The sequence below is a fragment of the Rahnella sp. P4_A8 genome (assembly GCF_056402435.1).
Genome location: NZ_JBFUHK010000004.1, coordinates 69,454 through 90,916 on the forward strand (window position 1 = coordinate 69,454; position 21,463 = coordinate 90,916).

A 21,463-nucleotide genomic window follows, 5' to 3' on the forward strand; every position below is an offset into this window, starting at 1 on the left:
TCAGTGCTGATGCGACTTCGGTTCGTAATTTTGCAAATGCGCTATCGCCGTATTAATCATGTGCGAATCCAGCCCGTGTCCCATACCTGGCTGAAGATTGAGCGTACATTCACAGCCCAATGATTTCAGACGTTCTGCCGCACTTTTCGACTGGAACGGATTAATCACCGGATCCTGTTCGCCATGAATGAAATGCACCACCGTACTGGCGGCAATCGGTTTTTCCGGAAGCGTTGAAAAACGCCCGCTGAACGCAATAATGCGCGACGCCAGATGCTCTTCCACTTTCGTCGATTCCAGCGCCATGATGGTGCCCTGCGAAAAGCCGACTAATGTGGTGTGTTCCGGCGTAACGCCGGTTTTTTGCTGCCAGTCACGGACAATCTGCACAAAAGCTGGCATTGCGGCATCCACTCGCGGCTGACGGTTTTGTTCGGTCACGCCCTGCACGGAAAACCACTGGAAGCCCCGGCCAAAATCACAAATATCCGGGCTGCCGACGCTTATCACCTGCGCCTGCGGGAATGAAACAGCGAAAAACTTACCGATTTCGCCCATAGAAATCGGGTTATCACCCACGCCATGAAATAATAAAATCAGCTGGTTAGCGATTTCTTCCGGCTGCTGGACGATAATTTGTTCTGAGCTCATTGCTCTCTCCCGTTGTCATTTAATGAGTTCACTATACGCCGCCCGCCGGTCAGTGAAATCGGGTTTTATTGAACGAGTCTTTCCATTTTTTGCAATGAAACCGCTGATTTATTCAGCCATTCCCGCGGCTTTCAGCGCCTGTCGTGTCTCCTCACGCCAGCGCGAAACCAGCGCTTTACGGCCGGAAAGCTTCAGCGACATGACGACTTGCGCGACACTTTGCCCCTGTTGCAGATGCGCACGCAACGCCGTCAGTGGCAAAGTGCTGTGCAACAGCACGCGACTGAGCGCCGGTAAACTGCTTTCCAGCGGACGATGGGCGAACGCAAATCCGTTCAGCTCGCGCCAGTCGGCATCATCGGGTTGCGTATCCGCAGTGGTGCCGAGCGGCAGGGTTAAATCCATCTGAGGCGCCAGCCAGCGCCAGTCACGGTCAAGCTGATGCACGGCTCTGTCCGCCAGTGCCTGCCCCGCCACGCTCAGCGGTAATATCGCCATTGCGGCATAACAGCCGCTGCTGGCTTCTTTCTGCATACTGACGCGCACCAGCCGGAATCCGGCCTGTTGCCACAATGCCGCCAGCGCCGTGGTGTAACCAAAACTGACGGACAGAAAATCCAGCCCCGCCTGCTGCGCCTGCTGTTTCTGCGCTGCTAACAAATCACGGGCAATACCCTGACGGCGAAACGCGGGATGTACCGCAATCCGGCTGACACGCCGTGAACGCATAACGGCAGCCTCGGGGAAACCCGCGTGCGCGGCGAGAGACTGCGCCACCAGATTGCCGCGCGGACGTCGCCTGCCCGCCCAGACTTCCTGCGCCAGTTCAGCACTCAGCCCGCCTTCATCCACCAGCCATAACGCGCCGGTCAGGGTGTTTTTCTGTCGTGACGCGCTGAATGTCATGCCCGGCGCATCCAGCAAACGCCGCAGATCCAGCGGCGACGTGCGGTAGTGCGCGCTGGTCAGCAGGCCGTAGAATTCCTCTAACAGCGCCGGTTCACTCAGCCAGTCGTCGGCATCAATGGAGAAAATTTCTGATGTGCCGCCCGTCTGTTCTGCTACAGGCAAATGCTCGTCAAACAACAATAACTGACTGATAAACGGCTCAAGCGTGTCGGATGATGACCAGCGGATCGGGGAATTCAGACGCAGGTCATGCCACCGCGGCAGGGACGCACAGAATTTAAGTAAGAACCCGCGTCCGGTGCCTTCGTATCCCTGAACCGTAGTGGTCAGTAACACACGCGGAAAAGCCGCGATAATTTCCGAAAGCATCGGCGTCGGAATTGCTGCCGCTTCGTCGATAATCAGCCAGTCAATGTCCGTTACCGCGCCTTCGCGGCATAATGAAAGCAACGCATCCGGCGCGATAAAGCGGGCAGACTCTGTTTGATGATTGAGAATCTGGCTGGCTGAGGCTTTCGCCGGTGCGGTTACCCAACAGGTGCCCGGCCACTGTCTGGCAAGCATTCCCGCCAGCGTCGATTTGCCACGGCCACGGGCAGCCGTCAGCACCCATACGCCGGACTGAGCCTGCATCAGTTGTTGTAAAATCTGCGATTGTTCAGCGGTGGGCTGACCGTCGGGTGGCAGCCAGTCGGGTGCTGCTGGCAGCGGGGGGATATCAAAAGGCTGATCCTGCTGGCAAACCGTAATGTTGCGATCTTGTTCGAGTAAAGACCGGAAACGGCGGATGAAACGCGGCGTCGGGATCGCCTGCGGTTGTTCGCTCCAGCGCAGGCTGTCCGCGTCCGGCGTGTCAGGCCAGGCGTTCCATTCCGGTATTAGCAGAATCAGCCAGCTTCCGGCTTTCAATGTGCCGGAAAATACCGCCAGCGCCTCGGTATTGAGGCCATAACGCGCATCAAACACACCGTGAAAAATGTCCTGTCCGAGCAGCGTCTGCGCCGCTGAAGGCGGGCAGGATGTGACGCCATCAGGCGGTGAATCACTCAGCCACAGCCAGTCACCGGCACTTTGGGCAGCGAACAGAACAGCCTGTTGTTCACACCACTGCGTCCCGCCACTGAACACCAGCAAACGCCGGACACCCAGCCGCTGCATCTGCTGCTGTAGCAACGTCGCAGACATGTCAGGTTTTCCCGACAATCATCGATAACAGACCGGCAGCAATCAGCGGCCCGACCGGTACGCCTTTAAACAACGCCACGCCCAGCACGGTGCCGACTAACAGGCCAGCCACCAGATGCGGCTGCGTGCCCATCAGCGTCAGGCCACGTCCGCCAAGCCACGACACCAGCACACCCACCAGAATGGCGACAATAGATTTCCAATGGAGGAAAGAATGCACCATGGTGCTGGCGCTGATTTTTCCGCTGGCAATCGGCGCCATCACGCCAATGGTCAGAATAATAATGCCGATAGTCAGGCCGTATTTTTCTATCCACGGAAAAAAACTGTTCAGTGGCGTAATACGCACCGTGAGGAGGAAGAACATTGCGATGGTGACGGCGCTGTTGTGGCTGATAATGCCCAGACCAGCGAAAACAAGTAAGATCAATAGGGTTGGATCGAGAAAAGCCATGGCATTCCCAGCGGTTCAACATGAAAATGAAAGAGAGGCCCGGGGAGCCTCTCTGGATCGGTCATTGATTATTGAACAGTTTTTAGCAGCAGACCAGCGCTTCCTGCCACTTAATCAGCGGCTGGCAAAGGTATTACACTGGTCCGGATTACCGGTATCGAAGCCGCGTTTGAACCAGGTATAACGCTGCTGGGAAGTACCGTGAGTGAAGCTGTCCGGCACCACGCGCCCCTGACTTTGCTGTTGCAACCGGTCATCGCCGATGGCCTGCGCGGCATCCAGCGCTTCTTTCAGATCGCCCTCTTCGAGAACATTTTGCTGCTGCATCGCGTGTCCCCAGACACCGGCGTAACAGTCAGCCTGTAATTCCATTTTCACCGACAACTGATTTATCACAGTCTGCGACGCGCCCTGCTGCATCTCGCGAACCTTGCGTTCGGTGCCCAGCAAATTCTGCACATGGTGGCCGACTTCGTGCGCCACCACATAGCCCTGCGCAAAATCACCGCCCGCGCCGAGTTTGTTCTGCAATTCCTGATAGAACGACAGATCGATATACACCGTGCTGTCCGCCGGACAATAGAACGGCCCCATCACTGACTGGCCGGTGCCACAACCGGTGCGGGTCGCGCCGCGATACATCACCAGTTTGGGTTCACGATAAGTCATGCCCTGCCGCTGGAAAATCTCTTTCCAGGTGTCTTCCGTCGAAGCGAGGATCACCGAGGTGAATTTTGCCTGCTCGTCATCTTTCGGGCTGATGGATTGTGACTGTGTTTGCTGCTGCATGCCGCCGGACTGACCGCCGTCAATCAGCGGAGTGAGGTCGATACCGTAATAACCAGCAACCAGCACCACGATGATAATCACAATGCCGCTTTTGCCACGGATCGGCAGGCGCATTCCTCCGCCGCCTAGACCGCCGCCGTTAGATCCCTGTCCGCGTCTGTCTTCTACATTGTCGCTTTCGCGACGCCCTTGCCAACGCATAGATACCTCCAACCTGTTTTTTTAAGACTAGCCAGCACACGCAGTTAATACCATCTGCGAAAGGACGTAAGTTTAGTGGCGGAGGAATTAAATGAAAGGAATCAGTGTTAAAACAGGAAAATTAAATGCAGGAAAGAGAACGGGTGACGGAGGCCATCACCCGTTTAGTGCATACCGCGTAAACGATTGCGTAGTCTGGCTAAAAAAATAACGTGCAGCTTAGTCCAGTTTCACACCGATACGGTGAGCGACTTCTTCGTAAGCTTCGATCAGGCCACCCAGGCTCTGGCGGTAACGGTCTTTGTCCATTTTGTTCAGGGTTTCTTTATCCCACAGGCGGCTGCCGTCAGGAGAGAACTCATCACCGAGCACCACTTCCCCGTTGAACAGACCGAATTCCAGTTTGAAGTCGACCAGGATCAGACCGGCATCATCAAACAATTTGCTCAGCACGTCGTTGGCTTTGTAGCTCAGCTCTTTCATGCGCGCGAGGTTTTCTTCGTTCACCCAGCCAAACGTCTTGCAATACGATTCGTTGATCATCGGGTCGTGCATGGCGTCATTTTTGAGGAACAAATCGAACAACGGTGGGTTCAGTTCCAGACCTTCTTCAATGCCCAGACGTTTTACCAGCGAACCAGCAGCACGGTTACGGATCACGCATTCAACCGGGACCATATCCAGTTTTTTCACCAGCACTTCGGTGTCAGACAGCAGGCGTTCCATTTGAGTAGGAATACCGGCTTCTTCCAGCTTAGCCATGATGAAATGGTTAAATTTGTTGTTAACCATGCCTTTACGGTCGAACTGCTCAATACGCTGACCATCCAGTGCTGACGTATCGTTACGGAACTCCAGTACCAGAAGGTCCGGGTTTTCGGTGGTGTAGACGGTTTTCGCCTTGCCGCGATACAACTCAGCTAACTTTTGCATCTTTACTTACTCCAGTGGAAAAAACAGATGTAAAAAGGGGCCGGAGCCCCTTGGTATTATTTTGCGCTACTCTGGCTAAACGCGGCCTGCATGACCGCCACCATCGCATCGTTCTGCGACTGGCTGAGAGCATGTCCTTTCGGATCAAGGAACTGCAAACTACTACGGTTGTCGAGGTCGCCAACCTGAAGTTTGTAATCACCGGAAGTCAGCCCCGGATCTTTCGCACCCAGTGTCTGCCACGCATCGTCATTCAGCGGTTTGTAGGTCACAGACAATGTGCCTTGCGGACGGCTGCTGTCGGTCACTTTCATGCCGACTTTTGTCAGGGCATTTGGCAGGCGATCCCACACAACACCGTAGCTCTCACGAACAATCAGCACCGGCAGGCCGGTATCATCTGCACCGCTCTGAACATCAATCTCACCAACACGACGGTTGTCGAGGCGTGCCTGAGTATCCTGCTGCACTTTATCCAGGCTCGCCGTGATGGCGTTCATCATCTGGCTGTTGTAACGCTGGATTTCAGCAGAAGAGGTCACAGGTTTATCCTGTTGTTTCAGCTCAAGCGTTTTCACCGTCAGCGCTAACTGGTAACTCTGCTGTTTCACGCTGATCTGATAACGCCCCTGATACTGGAAGTCTTCATCCGCACGATTCCAGTCAACGAAATCGGTGGTCAGTGTCTGGTTAGCATCATCACGGTTGGCAATTTTGAAATTATTTTGCTCAACCGCTTTCACGACGTTATTCCACAGATCACGGTTCTGCGCGGTATTTTCCAGCAACACGGTGCTGCTGTTGCCAGAGAATTGCGTCTGGGAACCGCTCAGCAGCGCCAGTGGCTGGGATGGTGGACGGATGTCGAGCTGTTTGCCCACGGCGCCCTGCATTGATCCTGCCTGAACTTCATACGTTCCGTTCTGCACGGGAAGAATCATCCCGACCGGCGCTTTCAGCTCATGCAGACCTGACGCATCCAGGTAGGCTTCATCGCCACTTACCTGGCGTTTGTAACGTTGATCGCTTGAACAGGCGGCCAGCAGCATGATCAGGGAAACCCCGACCACTTTTGCTACGGCCGTTTTCTGCAATCGGGTCATCTGGAAACTGTTCTTGTCAAATAAAGAGGCCATCAAATCTTCCTAAGAGTTACAGCAAACCGGCGCTTTTTAATGCTTCTTCCACGACCGGACGGGCAGCATCTGTTAACGGCGTCATAGGCAGACGCATCGTATCGGTTGCCATCAACCCCAGTGCCTTACAGGCCCATTTCACCGGGATTGGGTTTGCTTCTACAAACAAATTCTGATGCAAAGGCATCAGGCGCTGATTCAGGCGACGCGCTTCGGCAAAGTTGCCAAGCGCTGCCAGCTCACAAAGTTGGGCCATTTCACGGGCAGCTACGTTAGCCGTGACGGAAATAACGCCCTTACCACCGAGTTGCATAAAGTCCAGACCGCTGGCGTCATCGCCGCTCAGCAAAATGAAATCTTCATCATCAACCAGCACTTGGATCTGACTAACCCGACTTAAGTTCCCTGTTGCTTCTTTAACAGCAACAATATTCTTCAATTTTGCTAAACGCGCGATAGTCTGCGGCAACATATCGCAGCCGGTACGTGAAGGCACGTTGTAGAGAATTTGCGGCAAAGAGGTATTTTCAGCGATGGCTTTGAAGTGCTGATACAGACCTTCCTGCGTCGGACGGTTGTAATAAGGGGTGACTGTCAGGCAACCAACAACGCCACTTTTTTCAAAACGTTGCGTAAGAGAAATCGCTTCAGCAGTCGCGTTTGCGCCCGTGCCTGCGATAACAGGGATGCGTCCATCAGCCAGTTCCAGCGTCTGTAAGACCACGTCACCGTGCTCTTCATGGCTCAACGTGGCCGACTCGCCGGTCGTGCCAACGGAAACGATCGCCGCAGTACCACTGGACACATGATAATCAATCAGTTTTTTCAGACTCGCGCGATCGACAGCACCTTTGGTGTCCATCGGCGTAACCAGTGCAACAATACTTCCCGTAAACATTGACCTTCCCCTCCACAAACAGGTCACTCATGGTACTTTTGACACCACTGCAAAAGCAAGCAATCAACGAGCGGTAACCGCTTGTCCGGCGGTTTTTTTTATGTTTACCTTGGGAATACTCCCAAGCACGACAGGAAGACCTATTTTGCCGCAGCCACAACAACATTATCTCGTGATCACCGCCTTAGGCGCTGATCGTCCGGGTATCGTCAACACCATTACCCGTCAGGTCAGCAGCTGCGGCTGTAATATTGAAGACAGCCGTCTGGCGATGCTCGGTGATGAGTTTACGTTTATCATGCTGCTTTCCGGAAGCTGGAACGCGATTACACTGATCGAATCCACCCTGCCGCAAAAAGGCGCAGAGCTGGAATTATTGATCGTGATGAAGCGAACCAGTGCACATGAACGCCAGCCAATGCCTGCTACGGTCTGGGTGAAAGTGGAGGTGAAAGACTCTCCGCATCTGATCGAACGTTTTACCGATTTATTCGATACGCATCAGATGAATATCGCCGAACTTGCCTCAAAAACGCGCCCGGCAGATGCCGCCACGCCGGCGCAGTTATCGATTCAAATAACGGCGCACAGCGCAGCCAATACCGATGCGGCAATTATTGAGCAGGCGTTTCATCAGCTATGTACAGAACTGAAAGCGCAAGGCAGTATTAACGTGGTTAGTTATTCTGAGAATGAAGATAAACTGCAGTAATCGCTAAGAGATATGGAGAAAGACAATGAGCCCACTGAAAGCCGGTGACCCTGCGCCGCAATTTAGTTTGCCCGACCAAGACGGTGAACAAATTAATCTGGCCGACTTCCAGGGACAGAAAGTCCTGGTCTATTTCTATCCTAAAGCCATGACGCCGGGCTGTACCGTACAAGCCTGCGGACTGCGCGATAACATGGATCAGTTAAAAAATGCCGGAGTGGAAGTGCTGGGGATCAGCACCGATAAACCGGAAAAACTGTCGCGTTTTGCTGAGAAAGAGTTGCTGAACTTCACCTTGTTGTCCGATGAAGATCATCAGGTCTGTGAGCAGTTTGGCGTCTGGGGTGAAAAATCCTTTATGGGGAAAACCTACGACGGCATCCATCGCATCAGCTTCCTGCTCGACGGCAATGGCAAAGTCGAGAAAGTGTTCGACGATTTCAAAACCACCAATCACCATGACATCGTCATGGCCTACCTCAACGGTAAATAGCCGACACGGTCAGATTGTGGAGACAAAAAAAGCGCAGACGCGCTTTTTTTATTGGGTGCGGTAAGCAGAAAAATCAGACCGTTTCGTTGAGTGATTCATCCGGCCAGACGTGAACCACGGCTTTGACCAGCGTCGCCAGCGGTATGGCAAAGAACACCCCCCAGAATCCCCACAGACCGCCAAACACCACGACAGAAAGAATAATCACCAGCGGATGCAGGTTAACGGCTTCAGAGAACAACAGCGGCACGATCACATTACCGTCCAGCCCCTGCACCACCAGATAGGCGACGAAAAGCGTCCAGAAATCCGCGCCCAGCCCCCACTGGAACATCGCGACAATCACCACCGGAATGGTCACCAGCATCGCGCCGATATACGGGATCAGAACGGATACGCCGACCAGCACCGCCAGCAGCAGCGAATAATGCAAATCCATCACCCAGAACACCAGATACGTGGCCACTCCGACGATAATCATTTCGAGCACTTTGCCGCGAATATAGTTGGTGACCTGCTGATTCATCTCCACCCAAACCTGTCCGGCCAGCCCGCGATCGCGGGGCAGAACGCGACGCACGGCACTCAGCATCTGCTCTTTATCTTTGAGCAGAAAGAACACCATCATCGGCACCAGAATCAGGTAAATTGCCAGCGTCAGTAAACCGACCAGCGAGGCCAGTGAATATTTCACTACTGACTCACCCAGCCCGGATAATTTGCTGCGCATGTTTTCCGCCATCATATCGATGATGCCCGCATCCACCAGCGCCGGATAACGCTTCGGCAATGTTGCGGCGAAATCATAAAAGCGGTTCAGCATGCTCGGTAAATCGGTCATCAGGTTCACCCCCTGCTGCCAGGTCACCGGGGCAATGACAAACATACCGAGCAGCAAAATACCGGCAAAAATAATCAGCACCACGCTGACCGACAGCGTGCGGGAAAGCCCGACATGTTGCAGACGCACCGTCGGCCATTCCAGCAAATAGGCGAGTACGATCGCCACCAGAAGCGGCGCAAGGATACCATTGAGAAAATAGAGGATGCAGAATCCTGCGACCAGAATCGCCAGCAGCGCGATAGCCTGCGGGTCGGTAAAGCGACGGCGATACCACTGTAATAACATATCCAACATTAATAAAACGCTCCTGTAATTTCGGGTCTGGCATCTACGCGCTGTTCGTTCCCTGCGCGCTCAGACACAAGTAACTATTTAAAAAATTCGTTGTCACACGACTGTAGCTTCGGAGTGTTTTAAACTCTCACGCGGATAGCTACTATAGAGACCAGCGCAGAGAAAAGCGCAAGAAAATAATGGTCTGACTGACTGTCCGCAGAAGAAAGGCTCGCAAAGCTCATCGGTATCGCGGTTAACTTATTGGGAAGCAAATGTTTATGGTCATGCGGTTGAAAAAAAGGGTGATTGCCCTGTGTCTGGGCAGCCTGCTGGCGGGTTCCATACCGCCCGCCGGTGCGGATGACAGTTCATTCTGGTCAACCCCCGTGAGCCCCGTAAAAAGCCCTAACTCGCCGTTAGCCCCGCCGGTGAGCGACCAATTACCGGACATCGGCACGACTGCAGGCGGTACACTCAGTATTAATCAGGAATTACAGATGGGCGATTTTTATGTCCGTCAGATGCGCGCCAGCACGCCGCTGATTAACGATCCGCTGCTCAATCAGTACATCAACGAACTGGGGCAACGGCTGGTGGCGCATGCCTATTCCGTCCGCACGCCATTCCATTTTTTCATCGTCAATAACGATGAGCTGAACGCCTTTGCCTTCTTTGGCGGCAATGTGGTGCTTCACTCATCACTGTTCCGTTATACCGATAACGAAAGCCAGCTGGCGTCGGTCATGGCGCACGAAATTTCCCACGTGACCCAGCGCCATCTGGCGCGTGCGATGGAAGACCAGCAACGTAACGCGCCGCTCACCTGGGTGGGGGCGCTGGGGTCAATTCTACTGGCGATGGCCAGTCCGCAAATGGGCATGGCGGCGCTGACCGGTACACTAGCAGGCACGCAGCAAGGCATGATCAGCTTCACGCAGGGCAATGAGCAGGAAGCTGACCGTATCGGCATTCAGGTCTTACAGCGTTCGGGGTTTGATCCGCAGGCGATGCCCGCCTTCCTGCAAAAACTGGCAGATCAGGCGAGCTACTCAACCCGTCCGCCGGAAATGTTGCTGACGCACCCGTTGCCCGACAGCCGTCTGGCCGATATCCGTAACCGCGCCAACCAGATGCCGCACCCGATTGTGCAATCTTCACAAGATTATACCCTGGCGAAAGTACGCATATTGGGGATGTACGGTTCAGAGAGCTTCCCGCTGAGTGACGACTATCTGCTGAAACTGAGCAATGGCAATATCCGCGAGCAACTGGCGGCAAAATACGGCCATGCACTGCAATTTTATAAAGCCAAAAAATACGATCAGGCGCGGACGATCCTTGAACCGCTGCTGGCTCAGAATCCGGGCAACGAATGGTTACTCGATTTAGCCACCGATAATGATATCGACAGCAAACGTGCGCCGCAGGCGATAGCGCGTCTGGAGCAGGCCGGTGCGGCCAGCAGTGCCAACGCCGTGCTGCAACTCAATCTGGCCAATGCTTATCTCGAAGGCGCGAAACCGGCCAATGCCATGAAAATCCTCAACCGCTATACTTTCAATTATCCGGGTGATCCGAATGGTTGGGATTTGTTGTCTCAGGCCGCCGCGGCACAGGGTTTACGTGCGCAGGAACTGGCTGCCCGTGCGGAAAGCGTGGCATTAGTCGGACGTCTGGATCAGGCGATTGAAATGCTGAGCAATGCCAGCGCATTACAAAAATTAGGCAGTCTGGAACAGGCCCGTTATGACGCACGAATCGACCAGCTTCGTCAGTTGCAGCAACGATTCCGTCAGTATCAGAAAGGCTGATTTCAGTGCCAGAATGGAGAAACTTTTATGCAACACGATGTCGCAATCTATCATAACCCGGCATGCTCGAAGAGCCGTGAAACCCTGAAATTGCTGGAAGCAGAAGGCATTGAACCGCAAGTGATTTTGTATCTGGAAACGCAGCCGTCAGTGGATAAGCTGAAAGAATTGATCGGCCTGCTGGGTTTCAGCTCTGCACGTGAACTGATGCGTAAGGGTGAGCAGATTTATAAAGACATGAATCTGAAGGATACCAGTCTGAGCGAGGACGCGCTGTTACAGGCGATGGCCGATCATCCGCGGCTGATTGAACGTCCGATTGTGGTGGCCAACGGCAAAGCGCGTTTAGGGCGTCCGCCGGAACAGGTCAAAGAGATTTTATAACCCCGCGCTTTCAGTTCGGGTTCAGTGCTAACGAACCCGGACATCCCTTCCTGTCACAACCCGAGAATTTCTTTCACGAACGGGATCGTCAGTTTCCGCTGCGCCGTAATCGAAGCGCGATCGAGCTGATCCAGGGTCATAAACAACGTACGCATTTCCCGATCCAGACGTTTGAGCAGGAAACGGCCCACGTCTTCCGGCAGTTCAAACCCGCGCAGTTTAGCGCGTAGCTGCAATGCCTGAAGTTTTTCTTCATCGGAAAGCGGCTGAAGTTTGTAGATTTGCCCCCAGTCGAGACGGGAAGCCAGATCCGGCAGGCTGAGATTGAGCTGACGCGGAGGTCGATCGCCGGTAATAAACAGGCGCGTACGGCCGGTTTCAAGAATGCGGTTATAGAGATGGAAAACAGCCGCTTCCCATTCATCATCACCGGCAATGCCTTCGATATTATCGATGCACACCAGCGCCAGGTGCTCCATACCGTCCAGCACTTCAGGCACGAAATACGCGCGTTTATCTAATGGCACATAACCGACGGCTTCACCGCGCTGTGATAATTCGGCGCAGGCTGCATGCAGCAAATGGCTGCGGCCGCCGCCCTCGCGTGACCAGAAATAAATATAAGTGCCGTGTTCCTGATGCAATGCGCTCTGAATGGCAGAAAGCAGAGAGGGGTTTTCCCCCGGATAAAAACTGGCAAAGGTTTCATCATCGGGAAGATAAAGTGGCAAAGAAAGCTGTGCCGGCGTATTCAGAAGCACCTCAACCAAAGCGGTATAATGACCGCAGATGTTGTCACGTCAATAAAAGGAACTGCCGAATTCTAGCAAGGATCCGTTGTGAAATGAACTGTGCCCGGTGCAACCGCTTGCGATCCGAGCACCTGACCGGCTGGCAATACACCCGCCGGTCAGGGATTCACTTAAAAACGTGCAGATCAGACCGGCGGATTTTCCCGCTCATCTTCAACATCAATGATCTGTTCTTCGCCACGGAAAATCTCGATAACTTTGAACAGCAGACTCAGGAAAATACCCACGATCGTTGCCAGCGCCATGCCTTTCAGCTCTGCGGCACCAATGTGGATTTTCGCGCCGCTGACACCGATGATCAGGATCACTGCGGTCAGGATCAGGTTTTGTGCTTTATTGTAATCCACTTTCGATTCAATCAGCACGCGGATACCGGATGCACCAATCACACCATAAAGCAGCAATGAAACGCCGCCCATCACCGGCACCGGCACGGCCTGGATGGCTGCCGCCAGTTTGCCGATACAGGAAAGCAGAATAGCCAGAATGGCCGCGCCGCCAATAACCCAGGTGCTGTATACCTTGGTGATGGCCATGACGCCGATGTTTTCACCGTACGTGGTATTTGGCGTTGAGCCGAAGAAACCGGACAACACGGTCGACAAACCGTTTGCCAGCATCGAACGGTGCAGGCCCGGATCACGCAGTAAATCTTTCTTCACAATGTTTGCCGTCACAACCAGATGCCCGACGTGTTCGGCAATAACCACCAGCGCCGCAGGCAGGATCGTGAGGATGGCGACCCATTCAAAACGTGGCGTATAGAAGGTTGGCAGYGCGAACCAGTGCGCATTCTCGATCGTTGAGACATCCACCACCCCCATAAAGAACGACAGTGCATAACCCACCAGCACGCCGATCAGGATCGGGATAATCGCCAGGAAACCACGGAACAGCACGGACCCCAGAATGGTCACAGACAGTGTCACCAGCGAAATGGTAATGGTGGTGGAATCCACCGCCGCGCCCTCGGCAGGTAACAGACCCGCCATATTCGCCGCCACGCCCGCGAGTTCCAGTCCGATGACGGCAACGATTGCGCCCATCGCCGCAGGCGGGAATATCACGTTAATCCAGCCAATTCCGGCTTTCTTAACAATCAGCGCCACCAGGCAGAACAACAGCCCGCAGGCAATAAAACCACCGAGCGCCACCTCATACCCCATCGGTAACAGCAACAGCACCGGGGAAATAAACGCGAAGCTCGAGCCAAGGTAAGCCGGTATTTTCCCTTTACAGACAAATAAATACAGCAAAGTCCCTATGCCATTGAACAGCAGCACCGTTGCCGGGTTGATCTTAAACAGAATGGGCACCAGAACGGTGGCACCAAACATGGCAAACAGATGCTGGAAACTCAGGGGAATCGTCTGCAGCAATGGCGGACGTTCGCTTACCCCGATGACACGACGGGTCATGAATGTGATCCTCTCAATGGTGTGATGTTGTGTAAAACTTCCTGGTTAACTCAATACTTTGCTCTAAATAATTCGGGTTGCGGGAAGGCGRCAAGCCCGTGAGTCCCCGGGAGCATAGATAACTATGTGACCGGGGTGAACGGGCGCAGCCAACGCATCTGCAGCCTGAAGTATGACGAGCAAAAAAAAGCCGACTGATTAGTCGGCTAAACGCTTATTTACTTCGTACCAAATATCTTGTCGCCCGCATCGCCGAGCCCCGGGATGATGTAGCCTTTATCGTTGAGTCCCTGATCCACCGAGGCGGTGTACAACTCAACGTCCGGGTGTGCGGCTTCGAGAGCGGCGATCCCTTCAGGCGCGGCAACCAGCACCAGCACTTTAATGCTCTGGCAGCCGGCTTTTTTCAGCAGGTCGATGGTGGCAATCATAGACCCCCCCGTCGCCAGCATCGGATCAACCACCAGTGCCAGACGTTCTTCAATGTTAGAAACCAGTTTCTGAAAATACGGCACAGGCTTGAGGGTTTCTTCATCACGGTACACGCCGACCACACTGATACGCGCACTCGGAACGTGTTCCAGTACGCCTTCCATCATGCCCAGACCGGCACGCAGGATAGGCACTACGGTAATTTTCTTGCCTTTAATCTGATCGATTTCAACCGGGCCATTCCAGCCTTCGATCGTCACTTTTTCAGTTTCTAAATCAGCAGTCGCTTCATACGTCAGCAGACTTCCCACCTCAGAAGCCAGTTCGCGAAAACGTTTCGTGCTGATGTCGTTTTCACGCATCAGGCCCAGCTTGTGTTTCACCAGCGGGTGTTTCACCTCGACGATCTTCATTATTTATTCTCCTAAGGTGGTTGAGCTGCAAAAAAAAATCGCGAGATTATAACGCCATTTTTTTTGAACGCCATACCAAATAGCCTGATCTGGATCATCAGTAACCCGGTTAGAGTATAGACAGCCTAAAACTCATCATCGAATAAGGCGCTCGCAAACGTTTGCTTCCACTGTTAGAATTGCCCCGCTTTATTCTTCAACCACCAACCCAAACCGCCGTGGGGACTTCGCAGTGACCGACAAAACCTCTCTCAGCTATAAAGACGCAGGCGTAGATATCGATGCCGGTAACGCATTGGTAGACCGCATTAAAGGTGTAGTAAAACAGACTCGCCGCCCTGAAGTGATGGGTGGACTGGGCGGTTTTGGTGCCCTCTGCGCGCTGCCGCAAAAATATCGTGAACCCGTACTGGTTTCGGGTACCGACGGCGTTGGCACCAAGCTGCGTCTGGCGATGGATTTGAAACGCCATGATACTATCGGTATCGATCTGGTCGCGATGTGCGTCAACGATTTAATCGTTCAGGGCGCTGAACCGCTGTTCTTCCTCGACTATTACGCCACCGGCAAACTGGACGTCGATACTGCCGCCAGCGTGATCACCGGTATCGCAGAAGGCTGTAAACAGTCTGGCTGTGCGTTAGTCGGTGGTGAAACCGCTGAAATGCCGGGCATGTATCACGGCGAAGATTACGACGTGGCAGGCTTCTGCGTGGGTGTGGTGGAAAAATCAGAAATCATCGACGGCAGCAAAGTGGCTGACGGGGATGTGCTGATCGGCCTGGCCGCCAGTGGCCCGCATTCCAACGGTTATTCTCTGGTGCGCAAAATTCTGGAAGTCAGTAAGACTGACCCGGAAACCACCGATCTGGCAGGCAAACCGCTGGCCGATCACCTGCTCGCACCAACCAAAATTTACGTGAAATCGATTCTGAACCTGATCGAAAACGTGGATGTTCACGGCATCGTCCATCTGACCGGTGGCGGCTTCTGGGAAAATATCCCACGTGTATTGCCGGACAACACGCAGGTGATTATCGACGAATCAAGCTGGCATTGGCCGGATGTCTTCACCTGGCTGCAAACCGCCGGTAATGTCAGCCGTCACGAAATGTACCGCACCTTTAACTGTGGTGTGGGCATGCTGGTGGCACTTCCGGCAGAACTGGCCGATCAGGCGATTGCATTACTGAACGATAATGGCGAAAAAGCGTGGAAAATTGGCTACATTAAAGCCTCTGACTCCGCTGAACGCGTGGTTATTGAATAAAACCAGTAAATCAACTGACTGAAGACGGGTAGCAAAATGAAAAGGATTGTGGTTCTGGTATCGGGCGAGGGGAGCAATTTACAGGCCCTGATTGATGCCTGCCAGCAGGGACGAATTAACGCAACACTCAGTGCGGTCTTCAGCAATAAAGCAGCTGCATACGGGCTTGAAAGAGCCCGTTTAGCCGGTATTCCCGCGCATGCACTGGATGTTAAGGCTTACCGGGACCGGGCGGAATTTGACGTTGCACTGGCGGATGCCATTGACACTTTCCAGCCTGATCTGGTGGTACTTGCCGGTTATATGCGTATTCTGACCGCTGAATTCGTCCAGCGCTTTGCCGGACGCATGATCAACATCCACCCTTCCCTGCTGCCAAAATATCCGGGTCTGCACACCCACCGTCAGGCCATTGAAAATCAGGATGCGGAACACGGTACGTCCGTGCATTTTGTGACTGAAGAACTCGATGGCGGTCCGGTGATTTTACAGGCCAAAGTCCCGGTGTTTGCTGACGATACAGAAGAAGAGCTGATTGCCCGCATACAAACGCAGGAACACAGCATTTATCCGCTGGTCGTCAGCTGGTTCGTTGACGGACGTTTGTCGCTGCAAAAGGGTCAGGCGCTGCTGGATAACAATCCGCTTTCTGAACGCGGATATGCAGAAGATTAATCTACCACTGCATCATGATTTCACTATAAACCGGCCATGCGCCGGTTTTTTATTTTCCGTCATTTGACATTTGTTTACATTTCGTCCGATATAATGCACATCCCGGCGCACGTTTAAACGTCGTTTGTGCGCCGACCTTCATCGGAAACACGGTTGTTTCCGATTTCATATTTACGAAGGTTACCCTCATAAAACGGCTTTTATAGTTGAGGAACACCCCATGTTTAGCCATAACAGCGTCAGATTACGTCCACTGGAAAAGGACGACCTGTCGTTTGTTCATCGTCTTGATAATAACGCCAGCATCATGCGTTACTGGTTTGAAGAACCTTACGAGGCTTTCGTCGAACTGACCGACTTGTATCACAAGCATATTCACGACCAAAGCGAACGCCGCTTTATTATTGAATACGAAAGCGGACCGGTCGGCCTGGTCGAGCTGGTGGAAATTAATCATATTCACCGCCGCGCGGAATTTCAGATCATCATCGATCCGCAGCATCAGGGCAAAGGCTTTGCCGGTGACGCTGTCCGTCTGGCGATGGATTATGCCTTCTCCGTTCTTAACCTCTACAAACTGTATTTAATCGTGGATAAAGAAAATAAAAAGGCGATCCACATTTACAGCAAATTAGGCTTCGAGCTTGAAGGTGAACTGAAACAGGAATTCTTTGTGAACGGCGAATATCGCAGCGCCATCCGCATGTGTATTTTCCAGCCGCAGTTTCTGGCGAAATACAAAACCAAGCCTGTTCAGGTCAAACCGGAATCCCTGATTGGCGCCAGCGCGGTTTAATTCCACCGCGACATAAATCGGTAAAAGAATGACCGGTGAAGGATACAAATGTCCTTCATCGGTAACACTTTTCTCTCTTTTGACTCCCCGTTAAAGACTCTCCTGAAATCATCCCTTGTTATGTTGGACTTTCCTGTCAATCTTTCGCAATATTGATAGTAGACACTAGGCCCCTCTCACAGATGACTTCCTGCTGCGCTGGCTGCTTAAAAGGCGGGCAACACGAAGAATATGTTGAGCTACATTGCGGTGTTTTCAGGCAAATTTGCCTGTATGGGCCAGGTTGCAAGCTAAATGAACGGAGTGAAAATGGGTCAGGAAAAGCTTTATATCGAGAAAGAACTAAGCTGGCTGTCCTTCAATGAGCGCGTGTTGCAGGAAGCGGCTGACAAAAGCAATCCCCTGATCGAACGGATGCGTTTTTTAGGGATCTACTCCAATAACCTGGATGAGTTTTATAAAGTCCGTTTTGCCGATTTAAAACGACGGATCCTCATCAGTGAAGAACAAGGTTTTCTGGGCGCGTCCCGTCATTTGCTGAAAAAAATTCAGGCGAAGGTGCTGCGCATTGATCAGGAATTCGACAGTCTTTACAACGATTTGCTTCTGGAAATGGCGCGTAATCAGATCTTCCTGATTAACGAACGCCAGGTTTCTGAAAACCAGCAAGCCTGGCTGCGTCAGTACTTCAAACATCAGCTGCGCCAGTACATCACACCGATTCTGATTAACCACGATACCAATCTGGTGCAATTCCTCAAAGACGATTACACCTATCTGGCAGTGGAAATTATCCGTGGCGAAGAGATCCATTACGCGCTGCTGGAAATCCCGTCCGATAAAGTGCCGCGTTTCGTTAACCTGCCGCCGGAAGCACCACGCCGTCGTAAGCCGATGATCCTGCTGGATAACATCCTGCGTTATTGTCTGGATGATATTTTCAAAGGCTTCTTCGATTACGATGCACTGAACGCGTACTCCATGAAAATGACCCGTGACGCCGAATATGATCTGGTCACGGAAATGGAATCGAGCCTGCTTGAGCTGATGTCATCAAGCCTGAAACAGCGTCTGACCGCCGAACCGGTACGTTTCGTTTATCAGCGTGATATGCCGGATGAAATGGTCGAACTGCTGCGCGGTAAACTTGGCATCTCCAATTATGATTCGGTGATTGCCGGTGGCCGTTATCACAATTTTAAAGATTTCATCGGCTTCCCGAACGTCGGCAAAGCCAATCTGGTCAACCGTCCGCTGCCACGTCTGCGCCATTTGTGGTTCGATAAATTCCGCAACGGCTTTGCGGCGATCCGCGAGCAAGACGTGCTGCTGTATTATCCGTACCACACGTTTGAGCACGTACTGGAACTGTTGCGTCAGGCATCGTTCGATCCGAACGTGCTGTCGATAAAAATCAATATTTACCGCGTGGCGAAAGATTCCCGCATTATCGAATCGATGATCCACGCCGCGCACAACGGTAAGAAAGTCACTGTTGTCGTCGAACTGCAGGCGCGCTTCGATGAAGAAGCCAATATTCACTGGGCGAAACGTCTGACTGAAGCCGGTGTGCACGTTATTTTCTCTGCGCCGGGCCTGAAAATACACGCAAAACTCTTTCTTATTTCCCGACGCGAAGGCGACGAGATTGTCCGCTATGCTCATATCGGGACCGGTAACTTTAACGAGAAAACGGCGCGCCTTTATACCGACTATTCACTGCTCACCGCCGATGCGAGGATCACCAACGAGGTCCGCCGCGTCTTCAACTTTATTGAAAACCCTTACCGCCCGGTGTCGTTCGAGCATCTGATGGTGTCACCGCAAAACTCGCGCGACATGCTTTACCGTTTGATCGACCGTGAAATTGCCAACGTTCAGGCGGGCGGAACAGGCGGAATTACGCTAAAAATCAATAATCTGGTGGATAAAGGGCTGATAGACCGCCTCTACGTCGCGTCTAACGTCGGGGTGAAAATCCGTCTGCTGATCCGCGGGATGTGTTCTCTGGTGCCGAATTTACCCGGCTTTAGCGAAAACATTCAGGTTACCAGCATCATTGACCGCTATCTGGAACACGATCGCGTGTATGTCTTTGAAAATGGCGGCGATTCCAAAGTCTTCCTGTCTTCAGCCGACTGGATGACGCGTAATATTGATTATCGTATTGAAGTGGCCGTCGCCCTGCTCGATCCGCGTTTGAAACAGCGCGTTCTGGATATCCTTGAACTGCTGTTTAGTGACACAGTAAAAGCCAGAGTGATTGATAAAGAACTGAGCAACCGGTATGTTCCACGCGGAAATCGCCGCAAAGTCCGTGCGCAACTGGCGATTTATGAATATCTGAAAGAGCTGGAACAACAAAGTCAGCAAGCCTGAACCCCTGGAGCGTTACACAACTATGCCCCTTAAAAGCAGCCCACTGAATGCCAAGCCACAGGAAATTGCGGCGATTGATCTCGGGTCGAACAGTTTCCATATGGTCATTGCACGCGTCGTTAACGGCGCGCTGCAGGTCCTGGGACGCCTGAAACAGCGCGTCCATCTGGCCGATGGTCTCGACAGTAAAAATGTGCTCAGTGAAGAAGCCATTCAACGCGGGCTGGATTGCCTGGCTTTATTCGCCGAACGCCTGCAGGGTTTTCCGGAAAATAACGTCACTATCGTCGGTACACATACGCTGCGTCAGGCAGTGAACGCCGAGGAATTTCTCAAGCGTGCCAAAGAAGTCATCCCCTACCCGATTGAAATTATTTCCGGGCAGGAAGAAGCACGACTTATTTTTATGGGTGTTGAACATACGCAGCCTGAAAAAGGCCGCAAGCTGGTGGTCGATATCGGTGGCGGTTCAACAGAACTGGTCATCGGAGAGGACTTCGAGCCGTTGCTGGCCGAAAGCCGCCGTATGGGCTGTGTCAGTTTTGCGCAGATGTTTTTCCCCAATGGCGAAATCAGCCGCAGTAACTTCAAACGTGCCCAGCTCGCTGCTGCGCAAAAGCTGGAAACCCTGGCGTGGCAGTACCGCCTGCAGGGCTGGCAGTATGCTTTGGGTGCCTCCGGCAGTATTAAAGCGGCACACGAAGTGCTGGTCGCGATGGGCGAAAAAGACGGCTTAATTACCCCTGAACGGCTGGAAATGCTGTCCGAAGCGGTACTGAACTTTAAACATTTCAGTGCCCTGGATTTACCAGGCTTATCGGAAGACAGGCAATCGGTGTTCGTGCCGGGGCTTGCCATTCTGCGCGGTGTGTTCGATGCGCTGGCGATCAAAGAGCTGCGTCTTTCTGACGGCGCACTGCGTGAAGGTGTGCTGTATGAAATGGAAGGCCGTTTCCGTCATCAGGATATCCGTACCCGTACTGCCAAAAGTCTGGCTGAGCATTACAACATTGACCGTGAACAGGCGCGCCGTGTGCTGGATACCACAGAGCAATTGTATGCCCAGTGGCTGGCGCAAAATACCAAACTGGTGCAGCCACAGCTGGAATCACTGTTGAAATTCAGCGCCATGTTGCATGAAGTCGGTCTGAGCATTAACCACACCGGCATGCACCGCCATTCCTCGTATATCCTGCAAAATACCAACTTGCCGGGTTTCAACCAGGAACAGCAAACGCTGCTGGCCACACTGGTCCGCTTCCACCGAAAAGCCATCAAGCTGGAAGAACTGCCGCGCCTGAATCTGTTCAAGAAGAAACACTACATTCCGCTGATCCAGCTTCTGCGTCTAGGGGCGTTGCTCAACAATCAGCGTCAGTCAACGACAACGCCTGAATCCCTGCGGTTATCTACCGATGATAATCACTGGACGCTGCGTTTCCCGGCCGGATATCTGGCTCAGAACAACCTGGTTCAGCTGGATTTCGAAAGAGAACAGAGTTACTGGGATGACGTGACAGGCTGGAAACTGATGCTTGAGGAAGAAGACGGTATTGTGAAAAACTAACCGTTTCGCTGCAATAAAAGAGCCC

Annotated in this window: 20 protein-coding genes; 9 read left to right on the plus strand and 11 right to left on the minus strand. The window is 52.8% G+C overall.

The features are described from left to right. The 7 genes from ypfH to dapA form a co-directional block, all read right to left on the minus strand. Nucleotides 1-651 (minus strand): esterase, encoded by a 651-nt coding sequence (ypfH, locus tag AC1DUO_RS03665; RefSeq protein ID WP_119261865.1) that lies wholly within the window; start codon nt 649-651, stop codon nt 1-3. A 108-nt stretch (nt 652-759) separates the two neighbouring features. Next, nucleotides 760-2,745, minus strand: coding sequence for a tRNA(Met) cytidine acetyltransferase TmcA (locus AC1DUO_RS03670; protein WP_119261866.1), 1,986 nt, complete (start codon nt 2,743-2,745; stop codon nt 760-762). Nucleotide 2,746: 1 nt separating this feature from the next. Beyond that, nucleotides 2,747-3,199: a DUF441 domain-containing protein gene (locus tag AC1DUO_RS03675; RefSeq protein ID WP_013576549.1), complete on the minus strand. Its 453-nt coding sequence runs from the start codon at nt 3,197-3,199 to the stop codon at nt 2,747-2,749. A gap of 114 nt (nt 3,200-3,313) precedes the next feature. Further along, complete coding sequence (ypfJ, locus tag AC1DUO_RS03680) at nt 3,314-4,189, minus strand: KPN_02809 family neutral zinc metallopeptidase (protein ID WP_119261867.1); 876 nt, start codon at nt 4,187-4,189, stop codon at nt 3,314-3,316. Nucleotides 4,190-4,408: 219 nt separating this feature from the next. Then, nucleotides 4,409-5,122 carry a phosphoribosylaminoimidazolesuccinocarboxamide synthase gene (purC, locus tag AC1DUO_RS03685; RefSeq protein ID WP_013576551.1) on the minus strand — a complete coding sequence of 238 codons (714 nt, stop codon included), beginning with the start codon at nt 5,120-5,122 and terminating at the stop codon, nt 4,409-4,411. A gap of 56 nt (nt 5,123-5,178) precedes the next feature. Further along, nucleotides 5,179-6,258: an outer membrane protein assembly factor BamC gene (gene bamC, locus AC1DUO_RS03690; RefSeq protein WP_112151697.1), complete on the minus strand. Its 1,080-nt coding sequence runs from the start codon at nt 6,256-6,258 to the stop codon at nt 5,179-5,181. A gap of 16 nt (nt 6,259-6,274) precedes the next feature. Beyond that, nucleotides 6,275-7,156: a 4-hydroxy-tetrahydrodipicolinate synthase gene (gene dapA / locus AC1DUO_RS03695; RefSeq protein WP_013576553.1), complete on the minus strand. Its 882-nt coding sequence runs from the start codon at nt 7,154-7,156 to the stop codon at nt 6,275-6,277. Nucleotides 7,157-7,301: 145 nt separating this feature from the next. On the opposite strand from dapA, the gene AC1DUO_RS03700 reads away from it, so the two are divergent. Further along, nucleotides 7,302-7,868, plus strand: coding sequence for a glycine cleavage system transcriptional repressor (locus AC1DUO_RS03700; RefSeq protein WP_013576554.1), 567 nt, complete (start codon nt 7,302-7,304; stop codon nt 7,866-7,868). 25 nt (nt 7,869-7,893) lie between these two features. Continuing rightward, the gene (gene bcp, locus AC1DUO_RS03705) at nt 7,894-8,361 is read left to right on the plus strand and encodes a thioredoxin-dependent thiol peroxidase (RefSeq protein ID WP_013576555.1); all 468 of its coding nucleotides are present in this window, start codon (nt 7,894-7,896) and stop codon (nt 8,359-8,361) included. Between the two features lie 73 nt (nt 8,362-8,434). Here the strand turns inward: bcp and AC1DUO_RS03710 are convergent, their stop codons facing one another. Further along, entirely contained in the window at nt 8,435-9,499 is a 1,065-nt protein-coding gene (locus AC1DUO_RS03710; RefSeq protein ID WP_013576556.1) for an AI-2E family transporter, read from the minus strand. A 260-nt stretch (nt 9,500-9,759) separates the two neighbouring features. On the opposite strand from AC1DUO_RS03710, the gene bepA reads away from it, so the two are divergent. Together bepA and arsC are read left to right on the plus strand one after the other, a co-directional pair. Further along, nucleotides 9,760-11,292 (plus strand): beta-barrel assembly-enhancing protease, encoded by a 1,533-nt coding sequence (gene bepA, locus AC1DUO_RS03715; protein WP_015690291.1) that lies wholly within the window; start codon nt 9,760-9,762, stop codon nt 11,290-11,292. Nucleotides 11,293-11,319: 27 nt separating this feature from the next. Continuing rightward, nucleotides 11,320-11,676, plus strand: a complete 357-nt coding sequence (gene arsC, locus AC1DUO_RS03720) for an arsenate reductase (glutaredoxin) (RefSeq protein WP_119261870.1) — start codon at nt 11,320-11,322, stop codon at nt 11,674-11,676. Nucleotides 11,677-11,729: 53 nt separating this feature from the next. Here arsC and hda read toward each other — a convergent pair whose 3' ends face one another. From hda to upp, 3 genes are all read right to left on the minus strand, one after another. Continuing rightward, entirely contained in the window at nt 11,730-12,437 is a 708-nt protein-coding gene (gene hda, locus AC1DUO_RS03725; RefSeq protein WP_013576559.1) for a DnaA inactivator Hda, read from the minus strand. Between the two features lie 176 nt (nt 12,438-12,613). Next, the gene (gene uraA / locus AC1DUO_RS03730; protein WP_013576560.1) at nt 12,614-13,906 is read right to left on the minus strand and encodes a uracil permease; all 1,293 of its coding nucleotides are present in this window, start codon (nt 13,904-13,906) and stop codon (nt 12,614-12,616) included. Nucleotides 13,907-14,124: 218 nt separating this feature from the next. Next, nucleotides 14,125-14,751, minus strand: a complete 627-nt coding sequence (upp, locus tag AC1DUO_RS03735; protein WP_013576561.1) for a uracil phosphoribosyltransferase — start codon at nt 14,749-14,751, stop codon at nt 14,125-14,127. Between the two features lie 232 nt (nt 14,752-14,983). Here upp and purM point away from each other — a divergent pair, with 232 nt between their 5' ends. From purM to ppx, 5 genes are all read left to right on the plus strand, one after another. Next, on the plus strand, nt 14,984-16,021 hold the full coding sequence (purM, locus tag AC1DUO_RS03740; protein WP_477986538.1) for a phosphoribosylformylglycinamidine cyclo-ligase: 1,038 nt from the start codon (nt 14,984-14,986) through the stop codon (nt 16,019-16,021). A gap of 36 nt (nt 16,022-16,057) precedes the next feature. Further along, a complete protein-coding gene (gene purN, locus AC1DUO_RS03745; RefSeq protein WP_013576563.1) occupies nt 16,058-16,696 on the plus strand; it encodes a phosphoribosylglycinamide formyltransferase in 639 nt (212 codons plus the stop codon). Nucleotides 16,697-16,916: 220 nt separating this feature from the next. Then, nucleotides 16,917-17,492 carry a spermidine N1-acetyltransferase gene (speG, locus tag AC1DUO_RS03750; RefSeq protein WP_013576564.1) on the plus strand — a complete coding sequence of 192 codons (576 nt, stop codon included), beginning with the start codon at nt 16,917-16,919 and terminating at the stop codon, nt 17,490-17,492. Nucleotides 17,493-17,801: 309 nt separating this feature from the next. Further along, nucleotides 17,802-19,871 carry a polyphosphate kinase 1 gene (ppk1, locus tag AC1DUO_RS03755; RefSeq protein ID WP_013576566.1) on the plus strand — a complete coding sequence of 690 codons (2,070 nt, stop codon included), beginning with the start codon at nt 17,802-17,804 and terminating at the stop codon, nt 19,869-19,871. A gap of 22 nt (nt 19,872-19,893) precedes the next feature. Further along, complete coding sequence (gene ppx / locus AC1DUO_RS03760; protein ID WP_013576567.1) at nt 19,894-21,438, plus strand: exopolyphosphatase; 1,545 nt, start codon at nt 19,894-19,896, stop codon at nt 21,436-21,438. Nucleotides 21,439-21,463: the final 25 nt, after the last annotated feature.

Excerpts from the sequence above, each read along its gene's own strand:
- ypfH (WP_119261865.1), bottom strand. The coding sequence starts at position 651 with ATGAGCTCAGAACAAATTATCGTCCAGCAGCCGGAAGAAATCGCTAAC.
- AC1DUO_RS03670 (WP_119261866.1), bottom strand. The coding sequence starts at position 2,745 with ATGTCTGCGACGTTGCTACAGCAGCAGATGCAGCGGCTGGGTGTCCGG.
- AC1DUO_RS03675 (WP_013576549.1), bottom strand. The coding sequence starts at position 3,199 with ATGGCTTTTCTCGATCCAACCCTATTGATCTTACTTGTTTTCGCTGGT.
- ypfJ (WP_119261867.1), bottom strand. The coding sequence starts at position 4,189 with ATGCGTTGGCAAGGGCGTCGCGAAAGCGACAATGTAGAAGACAGACGC.
- purC (WP_013576551.1), bottom strand. The coding sequence starts at position 5,122 with ATGCAAAAGTTAGCTGAGTTGTATCGCGGCAAGGCGAAAACCGTCTAC.
- bamC (WP_112151697.1), bottom strand. The coding sequence starts at position 6,258 with ATGGCCTCTTTATTTGACAAGAACAGTTTCCAGATGACCCGATTGCAG.
- dapA (WP_013576553.1), bottom strand. The coding sequence starts at position 7,156 with ATGTTTACGGGAAGTATTGTTGCACTGGTTACGCCGATGGACACCAAA.
- bcp (WP_013576555.1), top strand. The coding sequence starts at position 7,894 with ATGAGCCCACTGAAAGCCGGTGACCCTGCGCCGCAATTTAGTTTGCCC.
- AC1DUO_RS03710 (WP_013576556.1), bottom strand. The coding sequence starts at position 9,499 with ATGTTGGATATGTTATTACAGTGGTATCGCCGTCGCTTTACCGACCCG.
- bepA (WP_015690291.1), top strand. The coding sequence starts at position 9,760 with ATGGTCATGCGGTTGAAAAAAAGGGTGATTGCCCTGTGTCTGGGCAGC.
- arsC (WP_119261870.1), top strand. The coding sequence starts at position 11,320 with ATGCAACACGATGTCGCAATCTATCATAACCCGGCATGCTCGAAGAGC.
- upp (WP_013576561.1), bottom strand. The coding sequence starts at position 14,751 with ATGAAGATCGTCGAGGTGAAACACCCGCTGGTGAAACACAAGCTGGGC.
- purN (WP_013576563.1), top strand. The coding sequence starts at position 16,058 with ATGAAAAGGATTGTGGTTCTGGTATCGGGCGAGGGGAGCAATTTACAG.
- speG (WP_013576564.1), top strand. The coding sequence starts at position 16,917 with ATGTTTAGCCATAACAGCGTCAGATTACGTCCACTGGAAAAGGACGAC.
- ppk1 (WP_013576566.1), top strand. The coding sequence starts at position 17,802 with ATGGGTCAGGAAAAGCTTTATATCGAGAAAGAACTAAGCTGGCTGTCC.
- ppx (WP_013576567.1), top strand. The coding sequence starts at position 19,894 with ATGCCCCTTAAAAGCAGCCCACTGAATGCCAAGCCACAGGAAATTGCG.